16 protein-coding genes are annotated in these 16,120 nt (G+C 61.9%); 7 read left to right on the plus strand and 9 right to left on the minus strand.

Translation table 11 applies throughout. The annotated features are described in order from the left end of the window. On the plus strand, window positions 1-202 hold a 202-nt coding region (locus tag J4E53_RS24920; RefSeq protein ID WP_207268203.1), incomplete at its 5' end, for a hypothetical protein. A 139-nt stretch (window positions 203-341) separates the two neighbouring features. Then, window positions 342-707 (plus strand): DUF6124 family protein, encoded by a 366-nt coding sequence (locus J4E53_RS24925; RefSeq protein ID WP_103310577.1) that lies wholly within the window; start codon window positions 342-344, stop codon window positions 705-707. A 63-nt stretch (window positions 708-770) separates the two neighbouring features. Here J4E53_RS24925 and adeC read toward each other — a convergent pair whose 3' ends face one another. From adeC to J4E53_RS24940, 3 genes are read right to left on the minus strand one after another with little or no spacing between them, the layout of a single operon-like run. Further along, window positions 771-2,228, minus strand: coding sequence for an AdeC/AdeK/OprM family multidrug efflux complex outer membrane factor (gene adeC / locus J4E53_RS24930; protein WP_053119222.1), 1,458 nt, complete (start codon window positions 2,226-2,228; stop codon window positions 771-773). Beyond that, window positions 2,225-5,389 (minus strand): efflux RND transporter permease subunit EmhB, encoded by a 3,165-nt coding sequence (gene emhB / locus J4E53_RS24935; RefSeq protein WP_103310578.1) that lies wholly within the window; start codon window positions 5,387-5,389, stop codon window positions 2,225-2,227. The genes adeC and emhB overlap by 4 nt, the downstream gene beginning before the upstream one ends. A gap of 3 nt (window positions 5,390-5,392) precedes the next feature. After that, window positions 5,393-6,550, minus strand: a complete 1,158-nt coding sequence (locus J4E53_RS24940; protein WP_060738815.1) for an efflux RND transporter periplasmic adaptor subunit — start codon at window positions 6,548-6,550, stop codon at window positions 5,393-5,395. A gap of 269 nt (window positions 6,551-6,819) precedes the next feature. Here J4E53_RS24940 and J4E53_RS24945 point away from each other — a divergent pair, with 269 nt between their 5' ends. Continuing rightward, entirely contained in the window at window positions 6,820-7,452 is a 633-nt protein-coding gene (locus J4E53_RS24945; RefSeq protein WP_060738814.1) for a TetR family transcriptional regulator, read from the plus strand. Window positions 7,453-7,665: 213 nt separating this feature from the next. On the opposite strand, the gene J4E53_RS24950 is transcribed toward J4E53_RS24945, so the two are convergent. The 4 genes from J4E53_RS24950 to J4E53_RS24965 form a co-directional block, all read right to left on the minus strand. After that, window positions 7,666-8,181 carry a hypothetical protein gene (locus J4E53_RS24950; protein WP_103310580.1) on the minus strand — a complete coding sequence of 172 codons (516 nt, stop codon included), beginning with the start codon at window positions 8,179-8,181 and terminating at the stop codon, window positions 7,666-7,668. Window positions 8,182-8,503: 322 nt separating this feature from the next. Then, window positions 8,504-9,553 carry an alkene reductase gene (locus J4E53_RS24955; protein ID WP_060738812.1) on the minus strand — a complete coding sequence of 350 codons (1,050 nt, stop codon included), beginning with the start codon at window positions 9,551-9,553 and terminating at the stop codon, window positions 8,504-8,506. 32 nt (window positions 9,554-9,585) lie between these two features. Continuing rightward, the gene (locus J4E53_RS24960; RefSeq protein ID WP_018607025.1) at window positions 9,586-10,752 is read right to left on the minus strand and encodes an MFS transporter; all 1,167 of its coding nucleotides are present in this window, start codon (window positions 10,750-10,752) and stop codon (window positions 9,586-9,588) included. Window positions 10,753-10,769: 17 nt separating this feature from the next. Continuing rightward, a complete protein-coding gene (locus tag J4E53_RS24965; protein ID WP_103310582.1) occupies window positions 10,770-11,072 on the minus strand; it encodes a helix-turn-helix transcriptional regulator in 303 nt (100 codons plus the stop codon). 159 nt (window positions 11,073-11,231) lie between these two features. Here J4E53_RS24965 and J4E53_RS24970 point away from each other — a divergent pair, with 159 nt between their 5' ends. Continuing rightward, entirely contained in the window at window positions 11,232-11,816 is a 585-nt protein-coding gene (locus J4E53_RS24970) for an ACP phosphodiesterase (protein ID WP_103310583.1), read from the plus strand. Between the two features lie 120 nt (window positions 11,817-11,936). On the opposite strand, the gene J4E53_RS24975 is transcribed toward J4E53_RS24970, so the two are convergent. Beyond that, window positions 11,937-12,728, minus strand: a complete 792-nt coding sequence (locus J4E53_RS24975; protein ID WP_060738810.1) for a lysophospholipid acyltransferase family protein — start codon at window positions 12,726-12,728, stop codon at window positions 11,937-11,939. Further along, on the minus strand, window positions 12,728-13,483 hold the full coding sequence (gene olsB, locus J4E53_RS24980) for an L-ornithine N(alpha)-acyltransferase (protein WP_103310585.1): 756 nt from the start codon (window positions 13,481-13,483) through the stop codon (window positions 12,728-12,730). The genes J4E53_RS24975 and olsB overlap by 1 nt, the downstream gene beginning before the upstream one ends. A 145-nt stretch (window positions 13,484-13,628) precedes the next feature. Between olsB and J4E53_RS24985 the strand changes: the two genes are divergently transcribed. From J4E53_RS24985 to J4E53_RS24995, 3 genes are all read left to right on the plus strand, one after another. Further along, entirely contained in the window at window positions 13,629-14,513 is an 885-nt protein-coding gene (locus J4E53_RS24985; RefSeq protein WP_103310586.1) for an acyl-CoA dehydrogenase, read from the plus strand. A 181-nt stretch (window positions 14,514-14,694) separates the two neighbouring features. After that, complete coding sequence (locus tag J4E53_RS24990; protein WP_103310588.1) at window positions 14,695-15,789, plus strand: serine hydrolase; 1,095 nt, start codon at window positions 14,695-14,697, stop codon at window positions 15,787-15,789. Further along, window positions 15,786-16,097 carry an amidase gene (locus tag J4E53_RS24995; RefSeq protein WP_103310590.1) on the plus strand — a complete coding sequence of 104 codons (312 nt, stop codon included), beginning with the start codon at window positions 15,786-15,788 and terminating at the stop codon, window positions 16,095-16,097. Before J4E53_RS24990 ends, J4E53_RS24995 begins: the two co-directional genes overlap by 4 nt. The last annotated feature ends 23 nt before the right edge of the window (window positions 16,098-16,120 follow it).

A 16,120-nucleotide genomic window follows, 5' to 3' on the forward strand; every position in this document is an offset into this window, starting at 1 on the left:
GGCAAAAGCGCTTTGCTTACTTTCGCGCTCTTCGAAAGTGAGCCGCCGTAAGGGCGGAACCCTAAGTGGCCGTTACCGCAGGAATGGATATGTACTCGATCAACAATTTTCTGGCCGTAAGGCCGCCATCGCGAGCAAGCTCGCTCCCACAAGATTTGTGGCCGGTCTGACAGACGCGGCGATTTTTCCGACGAGGTTTTAAGGTTGCTGCTCGGAAGCGGTATCTCTAGCTTGTACGTGTCGCTGCCAATCAAGCGACCGGGACTGCAAGCCCGCCGAATTCGTTAGGCGCCAGCGCCCGGGCCCACGTCTCGGGCTCCCATTGATGCAGGAGCGCCGTTATGAAAAAACACCATCCTTCTTCGCCATCAGAGAGCACTTTCCCCTACAACGACCCCGATCCAGAAAAGCTCCAAGAGGCCGCAGGCCGAGCACTCGATTACCATCTGGGCACCCACCCTGATCCCAAACCCAAAACCTCAACACAAATCTTCACCGTCATCGATACCATTGACACGGAGTGTCTCCTGGCCAATCTCAGCGAAACCCTGGCCTCGGCCAATGCCATGGTCAGTGACCTGGCGTTCGAGTTGGAGGGCTCGCGGCGGCATGTTGCGCTCGGCGTGGCGCAGATGATCGAGCTGAGTGAATTGTTGGCTAATCGTGCGCTGGATATCGTCGACCCGCGTTCGCCAAGTCGGAGTTGAAGCAGGCACAAACAAAAAAGCCCACCTTTCGGTGGGCTTCGTGTTTTTGCAGTCAAGGGTCAATCAGAACAATTTCATCTTCGGCGCTTCTTCTTTCACCGGTTCGTTCTTGCCCGTCTCGGCATTCCAACCACCGCCCAGTGCCTTGTACAAATTGACCTCGCTGGTCAGTTGCGCAAGGCGGTCAGTGATCAGCGACTGTTGCGCGCTGAACAACTGGCGTTGGGCGTCGAGGAAGGTCAGGTTGCTGTCGACGCCGATGCGGTAGCGACGCTCGGCCAGGCGGTAGTAGTCCTGGTTGGCGGCAACGAAGTCGGTCTGGGCCTGCAACTGTTCGTTGTAGGTCTGGCGTGCGGCCAGGCCGTCGGAGACTTCCTGGAACGCTGTCTGAATCGACTTCTCGTACTGCGCGACGTTGATGTCTTTCTGGATCTTGGCGTAGTCCAGGCTCGCTCGCAGGCTGCCGGCGTTGAAGATCGGCAGGTTGATCTGCGGCGCGAAGGTCCAGGTGCCCGAACCGCCCTTGAACAGGCCGGACAGGTCCGGGCTCAAGGTGCCGGCGTTGGCCGTCAGGCTGATGCTCGGGAAGAACGCGGCCCGCGCGGCGCCGATGTTGGCGTTGGCGGCCAGCAGGTTGCGTTCGGCCTGGAGGATGTCCGGACGACGTTGCAGCAGGTCCGACGGCAGCCCGGCCGGCACTTCGCTGAGCAGGTCATCGCTCAACGGTTGCGAGTTCAGGTTGGCCGGCAGGCCGGTGCCCAGCAGCAGGGTCAGGCTGTTTTCGTCCTGGGCCACCTGGCGAGTGTAGCGGGCCAGTTGCACACGGGCGTTTTCCACCGCGGTACGCGCCTGGCTCAGGTCCAGGGCCGAGGCCACGCCGACTTCGGCGCTGCGCGAGGTCAGCTTGAAGCTTTGCTCGTAGGCCCCGAGGGTTTCCTGGGTCAGCTTGAGCAGTTCCTTGTCGGCCTGCCAGGTCAGGTAGGCATTGGCGACGTTGGCCACCAGGCTGATCTGGGTGCTGCGGCGGGCTTCTTCGGTGGCGAAGTAGCTTTGCAATGCTTGCTCGCTCAGGCTGCGAACCCGACCGAACAGGTCCAGTTCATAGGCGCTGATGCCCAAGGTTGCCGAATAGGAACTGCTGATCGCCGCTTCGCCGGTTTGCGAAGCCCGTGCCGGTACCCGCTGGCGACTACCGGAGCCGGTGGCCGAGACGGCCGGGAACAGGTCCGCGCGCTGGATGCGGTATTGCGCGGCGTAGGCATCGATGTTCAGCGCCGCGACACGCAGGTCGCGGTTGTTTTCCAGGGCGACCTGGATCAGCTGTTGCAACGCCGGGTCATGGAAAAACTGTTTCCAGCCTTGCTCGGCGGCGGCCTGGCCGGGCGCATTGGCCGCCTCGTAGGCCGGCCCTTGCGGGTATTGCGCCGCGACCGGTGCTTCGGGCCGCTGATAGTCGGGGATCAGCGAGCAGCCGCTGAGCACGACGGCGGCGATGGTCAGGGAGAGGAGCGACTTGCTCATTGGCCAGCCTCTTTAGAAGTTTCAGGAGTATCGTCCTGGTCCGCATTTTTGCGGCGACCTATCGACGACACGGTCACGAAGAACAAGGGCACCCAGAAAATCGCCAGGATGGTAGCGGTCAACATGCCGCCGATCACACCGGTGCCAATGGCGTGTTGGCTGCCCGAGCCGGCGCCGGTGGAAATCGCCAGCGGGACCACGCCGAGGACGAACGCCAGCGAGGTCATGATAATCGGCCGCAGACGCATCCTACAGGCTTCGATGGCGGCTTCCACCAGCGTTCGTCCCTGTTCGTGAAGTTCCTTGGCGAACTCCACGATCAGAATGGCGTTTTTCGCCGCCAGGCCGATGGTTGTCAACAGGCCCACCTGGAAGTACACATCGTTGGACAGGCCGCGCAAGCTGGTGGCCATCAAGGCACCGATGATCCCCAGTGGCACCACGAGCATGACCGCGATCGGAATCGACCAACTCTCATACAGCGCCGCCAGGCACAGGAACACCATCAGCAGCGACAAGGCATACAACGCCGGCGCCTGGGAACCCGACAGGCGTTCCTCATAGGACAGGCCCGTCCAGGAAATACCGACACCGGCCGGCAGCTTCTTGGCGATGGCTTCGACTTCGGCCATGGCTTCACCAGTGGAGTAGCCCGGTGCCGGGGTACCGAGGATCTCCATCGCTTCCACGCCGTTGTAACGCGCCAGTTTCGGCGAGCCGTAGACCCACTCGCCCTTGGCGAACGCAGAGAACGGCACCATGGTCCCGGCGCTGTTGCGCACGTACCACTTCTGCAGGTCCTCGGGGCTCATGCGCGAGTTCGGCTGGCCCTGGACGTACACCCGTTTCACCCGACCACGGTCGATGAAGTCGTTCACATAGTTACTGCCCAGTGCAATCGACAGGGTGTTGTTGATCTCCGAGAGCGTGATGCCCAGCGCGCTGGCTTTCTCGTCATCGATTTCCAACTGGTATTGCGGTTCATCGTTCAGACCGTTCGGACGTACCTGGGCCAGCACCTTGCTTTGGGACGCCATGCCCAGGAACTGGTTACGGGCTTCCATCAGCTTGTCGTGGCCGATGCCGGCACGGTCCTGCAGGAACACGTCGAAACCGGTGGCGTTACCCAGTTCCATCACCGCCGGCGGGGCGAAGGCGAACACCATGGCGTCGCGGAAGGTGAAGAAGTGTTGCTGGGCGCGGCCAGCGATCTTGAACACGGTGTTGTCAGCGTTACGCTCTTCCCACGGCTTGAGCATGATGAATGCCAGGCCCGAGCTTTGGCCACGACCGGCGAAGTTGAAGCCGGTCACGGTGAACACCGAGGCCACACCGTCGCCTTCGCCGCCGTCCTTGCTGGGGCGCAGCAGGAACTCGCGCATGTTGTCCACCACCACCTGGGTGCGCTCGGCACTGGAGCCGGCCGGTGTCTGTACCTGGGCAAACAGCACGCCCTGGTCTTCTTCCGGCAGGAACGCTGTCGGGATACGGGTGAACAGCCAGACCATGCCGACCACGATGATCACGTAGGCCAGCAGGTACGGGGCCTTGTGCTTGAGCATGTTGCCCACGCCACGTTCGTAGCTCCTGACGCCACGGTCGAAGGTGCGGTTGAACCAGCCGAAGAAGCCGCGTTTCGGCGTGCCGTGCTCGCCTTTCGGAATGGCCTTGAGCATGGTGGCGCACAGGGCAGGGGTGAAGATCAGTGCCACCAGTACCGACAGGGCCATGGCCGAGACGATGGTGATGGAGAACTGCTTGTAGATCACACCGGTGGACCCGCCGAAGAACGCCATCGGCAGCAGTACCGCCGAGAGCACCAGGGCGATACCCACCAGGGCCCCCTGGATCTGGCCCATGGATTTTTTCGTGGCTTCCTTGGGCGACAGGCCTTCTTCGCTCATCACCCGTTCGACGTTTTCCACCACGACGATGGCGTCGTCCACCAGCAAGCCGATGGCCAGCACCATGCCGAACATGGTCAGGGTGTTGATACTGAAGCCGAATGCCGCGAGGATCCCGAAGGTGCCCAGCAGTACCACCGGCACGGTCATCGTGGTGATGATGGTGGCGCGGAAATTCTGCAGGAACAGGAACATCACCAGGAACACCAGCACGACCGCTTCGACCAGGGTCTCGACCACGCCCTTGATCGATTCGCTCACCACCGGGGTGGTGTCGTACGGGAACACCACTTCCAGGCCTTGCGGGAAGAATGGCTTGAGGTCGTCGACGGTCTTGCGCAGGGCCTTGGCCGTGTCGAGGGCGTTGGCGCCGGTGGCGAGCCTCACCGCCAGCCCGGAAGCCGGGAGGCCGTTGAACTGGGCGTTGATGCTGTAGTTTTCACCGCCGAGGGCGACATCCGCCACATCGCCGACACGCACTTGCGAGCCGTCCGGATTGACCTTGAGCAAGATGGCCTTGAACTGCTCGGCGGTCTGCAGGCGGGTCTTGCCGATGATGGTGGCGTTCAGTTGCTGGCCGGGCATGGCAGGCAGGCCGCCGAGCTGGCCGGAGGCGATCTGGACGTTCTGCGCGGAAATGGCCGTGCTCACATCCACCGGGGTCAGGTTGAAGTTGTTCAACTTGGCCGGGTCGAGCCAGATGCGCATGGCGTACTGGGCGCCGAACACCTGGAAGTCACCGACACCGGCGGTGCGCGAGATCGGGTCCTGCATGTTGGACACGATGTAGTTGGACAAGTCTTCCCGGGTCATGCTGCCGTCACGCGACACCACGCCGATCACCATCAGGAAGTTTCTCACTGACTTGGTGACGCGGATGCCCTGTTGCTGCACTTCTTGCGGCAGCAATGGAGTGGCCAGGTTCAGCTTGTTCTGGACCTGGACCTGGGCGGTATCGGAGTTGGTGCCCTGCTCGAAGGTCGCGGTGATGGTCATGCTGCCGTCGGAGTTACTTTCCGAGGACACATAACGCAGGTTGTCGATACCGTTGAGCTGCTGCTCGATGACCTGCACCACGGTGTCCTGCACGGTCTGCGCGGACGCACCCGGGTAGGTCACCTGGATCGCAATGGCCGGCGGCGCGATGCTCGGGTACTGGTTGATCGGCAATTTGAGAATCGATAGAGCCCCGACCAGCATGATCACCAGGGCGATCACCCAGGCGAAAATCGGACGGTCGATGAAAAATTTCGACATGGTTTACTCCCCTTTGCCGCCGGCGGCTTTATCAGCTGCCTTTGCGGGGGCCGGGTTCTTGGTGCCTACGTTGGTGGCTTCGGTGGCCTTGACCTCCACGCCAGGGCGGACGAACTGCAACCCTTCGGTGATCAGGCGATCGCCGGCCTTGAGCCCGTCTTCGATCAGCCACTGGCTGCCGACGGTGCGGCTGGCCTTGAGCTGGCGCAGCTCGACCTTGTTGTCCGCACCCACCACCAGCGCGGTTGGCGCGCCCTTGAGGTCGCGGGTCACGCCTTGTTGCGGTGCCAGGATCGCCGCGCTGTTCACACCGGCCTGCAATTGGGCGTGGACGAACATGCCCGGCAGCAGGGTGTGGTCAGGGTTGGGGAACACGGCGCGCAAGGTCACGGAGCCGGTGGTCTGGTCAACCGACACTTCAGAGAACTCCAGCTTGCCTTCGTGCGGATACTGGCTGCCGTCTTCCAGGGTCAGCTTGACCATGGCTGCGTTCTCGCCGGCCTTTTGCAAACGGCCGCTTTCCAGTTCGCGGCGCAGTTGCAGCAGCTCGACCGAGCTCTGCGTCACGTCGACATAGATCGGGTCCAGTTGCTGAATGGTTGCCAGGGCATCAGCCTGGCCGTTGCTCACCAGCGCACCCTCGGTGACCGAGGAGCGGCCGATGCGACCGGAAATCGGTGCGTAGACCTTGGTGTAGCGCACGTTGATCTGGGCTGTCTGCAGATTGGCTTCCGATTCCAGGCGATTGGCCACGGCGGTATCGTATTCCTGACGGCTCACCGCCTGCTCATCCACCAGTTGCTTGTAGCGGTCGGCAATCGACTTGGTGGAGCGCAGGTTGGCCTCGGCGCTCTTGAGGGTCGCTTCGTAGACCGCAGGGTCGATCTGGTACAGCTGCTGGCCGGCCTTGACGTCGGCGCCTTCCTTGAACAGACGCTTGAGAATGATGCCGTTGACCTGTGGCCGTACTTCGGCGACGCGGAACGCGCTGGTGCGGCCCGGCAGTTCCGAGGTCAAGGTGAAGGGCTGGGTCTTGAGGGTTACGACGCCGACCTGAGGAGGGGGCGGTGCAGGCGCAGCCTCTTCCTTTTTGCATCCACTGAGCAGCGATGCCAGGGCGATGGCGGTAACCAGAGCGGTAACAGCTGGCTTGAATTGCATGGAAATCCTCGGGTCCAGGCGCGCAAGGGGCGCACTCGAAGGTGGAAGGTAAAAAAGCAGCAGTAATTCAATTAGTAGGATGCTAAGAAATATACTTACGTACACGGTTGTTTGTAAACAGCCAAATTGCGTAATATCCGGATTTACAAAAGCCTGACAAAGGGCCTGAGTAGATCGGAGGGGACGCGCTTCAAGCGACGTCGCCTCGTATTTTGCTCTGCTGATTCTTACGCATTGCTGACGCAATCCTGATTGAGGTGTTTACTGCCATGGTCCGTCGTACCAAAGAGGAAGCCCAGGAGACTCGCAGCCAGATAGTCGAAGCGGCCGAAAAGGCGTTCTTCGAGCGAGGCGTGGCCCGCACCACTCTGGCGGATATCGCGACGCTGGCCGGCGTGACGCGCGGTGCTATCTATTGGCATTTCAGCAACAAGGCGGACCTGCTCCAGGCCATGCTCGATACCTTGCATGAGCCGCTCGATGACCTGGCCCGCGCCAGTGAGAATGAAGAGGAGCTTGACCCGCTGGGCTGTACGCGCAAGCTGCTGGTGCAATTGTTTCAACAAGTTGCCCTGGACCCGAAGACCCGACGCATTAATGAGATTCTGTTCCATAAGTGTGAATTCACCGATGAAATGTGCGATCTGCGCCAGCAGCGGCGCCAGGTCAGTCTCGACTGTAATGTGCGTATTGCCTTGTCGTTGCGCAATGCGATGAATCGTGGCCAGCTACCGGCGGACCTGGAACCGGAAAGGGCGGCGATTGCCCTGCATGCCTATGTCGACGGTATTCTTTATCAGTGGCTGCTGGCCCCCGATAGCTTCCCCCTGGCCGGTGAGGCTGAGCGCTGGGTGGATATCGGGCTGGATATGCTGCGCCTGAGCCCTAGCCTGCGCAAATGAAACAAAATGCGTAATTGCTTCGGCTTGTTTCATGACAAGAGTTCGAAATAGCTTTTATAAACTGAATGCTGTCGTGGTTGAAAGGCAATCATGAACAAATTTTGTAGGGGATTTGTTTCGTGACCGGCAGCGACTCCGTCGGCTCCCGATCCCACGGAGTAAGCTTGCAGGAGAATCGCCGGCTCATGTCAACGTCTTGGCGGGGCCGCAGGCTCACCGACCTGGTTCGATAATGAGGCGAACGGTGTAGTTGAAGGGGGGCTCAAGCATCTTCCGGGAAATTTCCGAGCGGCACGTGTATTCGCCATTGCCGGTGTAAGTCGTCCTGCTCTTCCAAGTGGGCTTATAGCTGGGTTCCAAAGCGCCAGGCACGATGGAGACCTGCAAGCGAGTGTGCATTTGACATTCAAAGTTGAAATGGCTCATTTCATAATTAAGGACCAGTTCGACAGGTTTGACTTTTTTTAATGTCGGGCGCCAGCCGGCTCCGGGGTAGGTGTAATCCCTGAAGTGCTCGATATGGAATCTATAACTTGATGTTGGATCGATGTCGTGGGCGCTCAAGGAAAAATCCTCGGCCTGGGGTGGGTCGGTTAACAGGTTGTTCATTTTCAATGTGCCGCGGGTGTTGTTGGCAATCTCCACGGTCACTTCGGTATTGGCCTGGCTGTGGGCAACCATGGCGGGGCCCAGCAGGAGGGCGAGAATGAAGTTTTTCAGGATGTTCATGGTAAGGCATCTCTCATAAGTACACGGTTCACTGGCGTTCGCCTGCAAACTGATGGTGTCTGGTTAGTGGGTGTTGCTGGAATGTTAAAGTTCTTAATGTGTGGCTGGGTGAAGTGTAAGTTTCAATCCTTTGTATCAGTGGTTGGTGCGTTCGAGCGTTATTATTAGCGCCGTTGCGTGATTGAATCCATGCTAGATGAAAGTTGCCTTGTTATTCAATGTTGCTGTTCGCGTTGATTGCGCGTGGCCGAAGTTTTACAGGTATAAAAAAAGCCCCGGCTCTTTCGAGTCGGGGCTTTTTTATAAAGCGGCTGGTGCGAGCTTACATCACGGGGTAATCAATGTACCCCACTGGGCCTTTCCCATAGAAAGTTTCAGGATGCGGCTCGTTCAACGGTGCATTGGCCTTCAGGCGTGCCGGCAAGTCCGGGTTGGCAATGAACGGAACCCCGAACGCGACCGCGTCAGCCTTGCCAGCCGCCAGCCAGGCGTTGGCGCTGTCCTTGGTGAAGCGTTCGTTGGCGATGTACGGGCCGCCGAACGCCTGCTTGAGTTGCGGACCGATGCTGTCATCGCCTTCCTTCTCACGGGAGCAGATGAAGGCGATGCCGCGCTTGCCCAGTTCACGGGCCACGTAGCTGAACGTCTCCAGACGGTTTTCGTCGCCCATGTCATGGGAGTCGGCCCGTGGCGCCAGGTGCACGCCCACTCGGCCGGCGCCCCAGACTTCAATGGCTGCGTCGGTCACTTCCAGCAGCAGGCGGGCACGGTTTTCCAGGGAACCGCCGTACTGGTCGGTGCGCTGATTGGTGCTGCTTTGCAGGAACTGGTCGAGCAGGTAGCCGTTGGCGCCATGGATTTCCACGCCGTCGAAACCCGCGGCCTTGGCATTCTCGGCGCCGACACGGTAGGCGTCGACAATGTCGGCGATTTCAGCGGTTTCCAGTGCGCGCGGCGTCGGGTAGTCGGCCAGGGGGCGAACCAGGCTCACGTGGCCCTTGGGCTGGATCGCGCTGGGCGCCACGGGGGCTTCGCCATTGAGGTACGACGGATGGGAGATCCGGCCCACATGCCACAGTTGCAGGAAGATCTTGCCGCCGGCGCCGTGGATCGCCTTGGTGATGTTGGCCCAGCCGCGCACCTGGTCGTTGGACCAGATGCCCGGGGTGTCCGGGTAGCCCACGCCCATCGGCGTGACGGACGTGGCTTCGCTGAGGATCAGGCCAGCGGAGGCGCGTTGCACGTAGTACTCGGCCATCAGCGCGTTGGGGACGCGGCCTGCGTCGGCGCGGCAGCGGGTGAGTGGAGCCATGATGATGCGGTTCTTCAGCTCGATGTCGCCGAGTTTGATAGGGTCGAAAATAGTCGCCATGAAAATACAACCTCGAAAGTGGAAGGGTTAAATCAATGAGTCGCCGGGGCCAGGTCGGCATTGCCGCCCTGGCGGAAAGTGATCAGGGTGACCAGCAGCGCCAGCACGGCCAGCGCGCCGGCGGCCAGGGGCACGGAGGTCAGGCCCAGGCCATGGTCGATGACGCTGCCGCCGACCCAGGCGCCCAGGGCGTTGCCGATGTTGAAGGCGCCGATGTTCAGGGTGGACACCAGGTTGGGTGCGTCTTTGCCGAAGGTCACCACGTTGACTTGCAGGGCCGGCACGGCAGCGAAGCAGGCGGTGGCCCAGAGGAACAGGGTGATTTCACTGGGGATCAGCGCCACGCTGGTCCAGCTCAGGACGGTGGACACCACGGCCATGGTGAGGAAGACGCCCATCAGGGTGTTCGCCAGGCTCTTGTCCGCCAGCTTGCCGCCGATGATGTTGCCCAGGGTCAGGCCCAGGCCGATCAGCACCAGGGTCCAGGTCACGCCACGGGGCGACACGCCGGTCACTTCGCCCAGCAGCGGGGCGACGTAGGTGAACAGGGTGAACACCGACGCGGAGAACAGCGCGGTCATGCTCAGGGACAGCCACAGGCCGGCGCCTTTGAGCGCTACCAGTTCCGAGCGCATGTCGAGTTTCTCTTCATCGCGCTTGGCTGGCAGGAAACGAATCAGGCCGATCAGCGCAATCACACCGATGACGGTCACCGCCCAGAAGGTCGAGCGCCAGCCGGCCTCCTGGCCCAGTGCGGTGCCCAACGGCACGCCGAGCACATTGGCCAGGGTCAGGCCGGTGAACATCAGGGCCACGGCCGAGGCGCGCTTGTTGGGCGCCACCAGGCCGGCGGCCACCACCGAACCGATGCCGAAGAACGCGCCGTGGCACAGGGCGGTGACGACCCGGGCGAACATCAGCACGTTGTAGTCGCTGGCGATCGCGCAGAGCAGGTTGCCGACGATGAAAATCCCCATCAACGCCACCAGGGCGGCCTTGCGGGGCAGCCGGGCGGTGGCCAGGGCCATGAACGGTGCGCCGATGGCCACGCCCAGGGCGTAGCCGGTCACCAGCCAGCCGGCGCCGGGAATCGACACGCCCAGGTCAGCCGCCACGTCGGGCAACAGGCCCATGATGACGAACTCGGTGGTGCCGATGGCGAAGGCGCTCAGGGCCAGGATCAGGAGTGAGAGGGGCATGATGAGTCCTTGTCGGGTCAGAGCTCTTGGCTCATTTGCTTGAGGAACTGCTGGATCACTTCCTCGTTGCGTTTGAAGAAGTGCCATTGACCGACCTTCTGGCTGGTGATCAGCCCCGCCCGTTGCAACACCGCCAAGTGCGCAGACACCGTGGATTGCGACAGGCCGCAACGCTGGTCGATCTGCCCGGCGCAAATGCCGAACTCGTGGTTGTGCAACTGCTCGGGGAACTGGACCTTGGGGTCTCTGAGCCAGTTGAGGATGTCTCGCCGTACTGGGTGCGCCAGGGCTTTTATTATTTCGTCGAGGTCGAGGGTCATGGGTGGCAGGCTCGGGGGGTGAGTAAAACGCTATATCGCGATAGAGCGAACCTTAAATCGTTATTTCGCGATACACCAATATGGATTTGATCTGAATGCCGAACAAATCGCTATATCGGGTTATAACGATATGGGCGCGGGGGTGCTAAGCTGCGGTCCATGAACTATCTCGCGCACCTGCACCTCGGCGGCCCTGGCCGGGAACAACTGCTCGGCAGCCTCTACGGCGACTTCGTCAAAGGGCCGTTGCAAGGGCAGTACGATCCGCAGATCGAAGCGGCGATTGCCCTGCATCGGCGCATCGACATGTACACCGACCGCCATCCCTTGGTGGACATTGCCCTGTCGCGTTTTTCCACGGTGCGACGGCGCTATGCCGGGATTGTGCTCGACGTGTTTTTCGACCACTGCCTGGCCCGGGACTGGGCGTTGTACGGCGAAGGGCCGCTGGTGGATTTCACGTCCCGTGTCTACCAGGTACTGCGCACCGAACCCCAGTTGCCAGGGCGCCTGGCACAGATCGCGCCGTATATGGCGGCGGATGACTGGCTGGGGTCTTATCAGGAATTCGACGTGCTGGGGCAGGTACTGCGCGGCATTTCCCGCCGCCTGTCCCGACCCGAGGAACTGGCCGGGGCGATGGCGGAGTTGATCGAGCTTTATGAGCCGCTGAGCGAGGATTTCCGGTTGTTCTACCCTCAGCTTCAGGATTTTGCTCAAAACCAGGTCACGCCGCAGGACTAATTGTGGGAGCGAGCTTGCTCGCGATAGCGGTGTATCAGCCAGTTCATCTGCTGAATGTTAAGCCGCTATCGCGAGCAAGCTCGCTCCCACAAGGGATCCTTCTGCACAAAAGGATCCGGTTCAAGCCGCGATGGCAGGCCGCATCGGCGCTTGCTGTTTCTCGGGAATCGTCCCGAACAACGCCTTGTGCACCGCCTGTTGCGCCTGGAACGCCAGGGCCGCGCGTTCCTGGCCGTGGCAGGCAATCGGTTCCAGCAGATGGATGTGCACGTCGCCCCGATCATTGGCGAACAGGCGCATCAGGTGCGACAGCAAATCATCATCGCCAATGAACGGTGCCAGCGAATCCGGCTCACCGTCGCGCAGGTAACGGATCGCCACTGGCTGCAACGCCACATCGGCATCGATGGCTGCCGACAACAAGCGCCCATGGAACGTGCGCAGGGATCGGCCATCGGTGGTGGTGCCTTCCGGGAACATCAGCAGCGGATGGGCCTGTTCCAGGTGGCGGCTCATTTGTTTGCGGATCAGTTGGCTGTCACCCGACCCGCGCCGGATAAACAGGCTGCCGGCCTTGGCGGCCAGCCATCCGGCCACCGGCCAGGTGCGCACTTCGGCCTTGGACAGGAATGACATCGGTGTGAGCATGCCCAGCAACGGGATGTCAGTCCAGGACACATGGTTGCTGACCCACAGCATCGGCCGTTGCGGCAGTTGACCGTGGACGGTGACTGAAAAGGGCAGGGCATGGCTCAGTCGCGCCATGAAGAACCGCGACCAGCGCTGGCGACGGACCATCGAGTTGGCGACCCCCAGGCGTTCGAACAGGCCGAACACGCTGGCCATGCTCAGGCCCAGGGTCACCACCAGCAAGACTCGCGCGATACGCGCGTACACCCGCAACCGGCTCATTACACGGCTGCCTTGAAGTGGCGGGCGTAGCGCGGGCAGAGTTCGTCGCGCTTGAGCAGGATGAACACGTCGGCCACCTGGAAATCCTCGTCCCAGCACGGCTCGCCGCAAATCTTCGCGCCCAGGCGCATGTAGGCCTTGAGCAGCGGCGGCATTTCGGCGATGACGTTGGACGGTACGTCCAGGCTCGGCAGCGGTTTTTTCGGCACGGCCTGCAGGTGTTCGGTGCACAGGTAGCGTTCGCGCAGGCGCTGCATGATTGCCTGGGCCTGGATGCCGCCATCCTGCATCGGAATGCTCGCGCAGCCCATCAGGTAGCTGTAGCCGCCTTCGTTCAGGACTTCGGCCAGTTCGCCCCAGAGCACCGCGATGGTGCCGCCGTTGCGGTAGGCCGGGTCGACGCAGGTACGACCGATTTCCAGGATCGGGCCCTTGAGATGGACCAGGCCGTGGAGGCTGAATTCTTCTTCGCTGTAGAACCGGCCCAGGCTGCTGGCGGCCTGGTGGTCGAGCAGGCGCGTGGTGGCCACGAGGCGGCCGGTGTTCAGGTCGCGTACGCCGATGTGGGCGCAGTGAACATCATAGTCATCCATGTCCAGACCCACTTCCGCGCCTTTGAGCTTGGCGTTGAATTCGCCGCTGAAGACGTTGAAGCGCAGGGCCTGGGCTTCTTGCAAGGCGTGGGCGCCGATCAGGCGTTCGGCTTGCAGGCGGCGTTCATTGCCGGTGTCGCTGATGCGGGCGATCTGGGTCATAGCGAATCTCCGTGCGGGCTGTTCAGTTGCAGCCTGTCGACTTTCTTTATGCAGCCATGTTGTGCAAAGTCAGGCTATGTAGCCCCGGTGTCATCGCCATGAAGCTTTGGTGATGCTTATATGACAGCCTTCAAGGAGCCCTCTCATGCCCTGGCACACCCTGATCGAACGTGGCGAACGCCTGCCCACCTATCCGGACCTGGCTGAAGGTTATGCCGCGTTGTTGCAACGCCTGGGGCCGGTGACGCCGTTCGAGTTGGCCGTGGTCGGCGCCCGGTCGATGGCCACGCCGGGGCTGGCGTTCCTGGTGGGGTACCAGGCGGCGCTGCGGGTGCTTTGGCCGAGCGCGCCCCAGAGCCTTGGCGCCCTGTGTGCCACCGAACAACGCAGCTTGCGTCCGGCGGACATGCAAACCCGCCTCGACGATTTGCGCCTGAGCGGGCGCAAGGATTTCGTCACCGCTGGCGACGCCGCCGAGTGGCTGCTGATTGCCGCTCGCAGCGAAGCGCCCGGCGAAACGCCACGACTGAACCTGGCAGTGGCCTATGCGGGCGAGCCCGGCGTGACCCTGGAAAAACTCCCCGCCATGGGCCTGATGCCGGACATCAGCCATGGCCGCGTGCTGCTCGACGGCGCGCTGTGCGAGTTGCTGGCCGGTGATGGCTGGGACGCCTACGTCAAACCGTTCCGCACCCTGGAAGACCTTTATGTACTCAGCGCGATGACGGCCTGGTTGTATGGCGTCGGGCAGGAATGTGCCTGGCCCCAGGTGTTGCAATTGCGCCTGCTGGCGTTGCTTGCCGGCTGCGCGGAGGTGAGTCGCCACAACCCTTCCAGCCCTGCCGGGCATGTGCTGCTGGGCGGGTTGTTCGCCCAGTTCCAAGGGCTCGACGACGAACTCGACGCTGCCCTGGCCGCCGGGCCTGCGGTGTGGCGCGAGATGTGGACGCGGGACAAAGGTGTGATGGACCTTGCGGCGGGGGCGCGGGCCAAGCGGTTGGCCAAGGCGTTGGGAACTTCATTGGGTTGAAGGGCCTCATCGCGGGCAAGCCTTGCTCCCACAGGTTTTGAGTGGACCATGCTTGAGTGGTCAAGACAAAATCTGTGGGAGCAAGGCTTGCCCGCGATGGCGTCGGTACTGTCGACACAAGCCTCGAAACTGTCATCAAGTCTGCATAGGCTCTGAAGGTTCAACCCTGCGAGCCCCAAGCATGTCCAAAGGCTGGTTCCTGATCCCGCTGCTGATACTCAACCTGAGCGTCCAGGCCGAAGACTGGCCCGGCGAGCAATGGCCAAGCGGCCCGACTCCCAGCGGGCCGGCCATCGAAGCCTTGGAACAATACGCCTTCCCATTCCGGGACGACGCGAGCCGTGAGGGCATCCGTACCGATGCGCTGCTGGTGATCCAGGACGGTCGACTGGTCTATGAACGCTACGCCGGGCCGACCACCGCCCAGACCCCGCACCTGACCTGGTCCATCAGCAAAAGTCTGTTGGCGACGGTGTTCGGCGTGGCCTACGGTGAACAACGCTTTGCCCTGGACGATCCGGCAGCCAAGTACTACCCACCCCTGAACCGGCATCCGGGCCTGACCCTGGCCGATCTTTTCCACTGGGCGTCTGGCCTGGACTGGCAGGAGGACTACGAATACGCGCCACTCAAGTCCTCGGTGGTGGCGATGCTCTATACCCGCGGGCGTCGTGACATGGCGGCCTTTACCACGCGGCACGAAAGCTTCAGCCCCCCGGGGCAGGCGTTTCGTTATTCCAGCGGTGACAGCAACCTGTTGGCGGCAGCCCTGAAAAACATCGTCGGTGCGGCACGCTATCCCGATTATCCCTGGACAGCCCTGTTCGAGCCCCTGGGCATCCGCCACGCGACTTGGGAAACCGACGCCAGCGGCACGTTCGTGGGATCGTCCTATGCCTACCTCACGGCGCGGGACCTGGCGCGTGTCGGGTTGTTGATGCAACGGGACGGCCGCTGGGGCGAACGGCAACTGATCCCCAAGGATTGGGTCGCGTTCAGCCGCGAACCGTTCGTGCACTTCCAGGCCGGCCAGGACGAAGCCGTGCCGGGCGGGCACTGGTGGCTCAACCGCGGCGCCGATCCGGCGCTCCACCCCTGGCCCGATGCGCCGCCGGATACCTTCGCCGCGCTGGGCCATTGGGGCCAGGCGCTGTACGTCATCCCCAGCGCCAGACTGGTGATCGTGCGCTACGGCGACGACCGCGACGGGAGTTATCGCCATAACGAACTGCTCAAGCGCGCCATGGCGGAGTTCGCCGGGAAGGGGCAGCCATGAAGCGCAAAATCCTGCTGACCTTGTTGTCGGTGCTACTTCTTGCCCTGTTCAGTTGGGTCTGGCTGGAGCGGTTGGCATTGCGGGCCTTTCCCGACATCATCAGTGCCTACACCGCCAAGGAGTACTGCTCATGCCGCTATGTGATGCAGCAACCGGCCGAGTATTGTCGGGGTTATGTGAAGCAGGCAGTGCCCATCCGCGATTTTCTCGAGACCGTTGAAGCCAAGCGCGTCACCGTCAGCGGGTTGGGGCGCAGCAACAGTGCGCAATGGTTGGGAGAGCGGCAGGGGTGTCGGTTGGAGCCCTGAACTAACCTTTGGAAACATGGCCT

The sequence above is a fragment of the Pseudomonas sp. FW305-28 genome (assembly GCF_017351395.1).
GTDB lineage: Bacteria > Pseudomonadota > Gammaproteobacteria > Pseudomonadales > Pseudomonadaceae > Aquipseudomonas > Aquipseudomonas fluorescens_AA.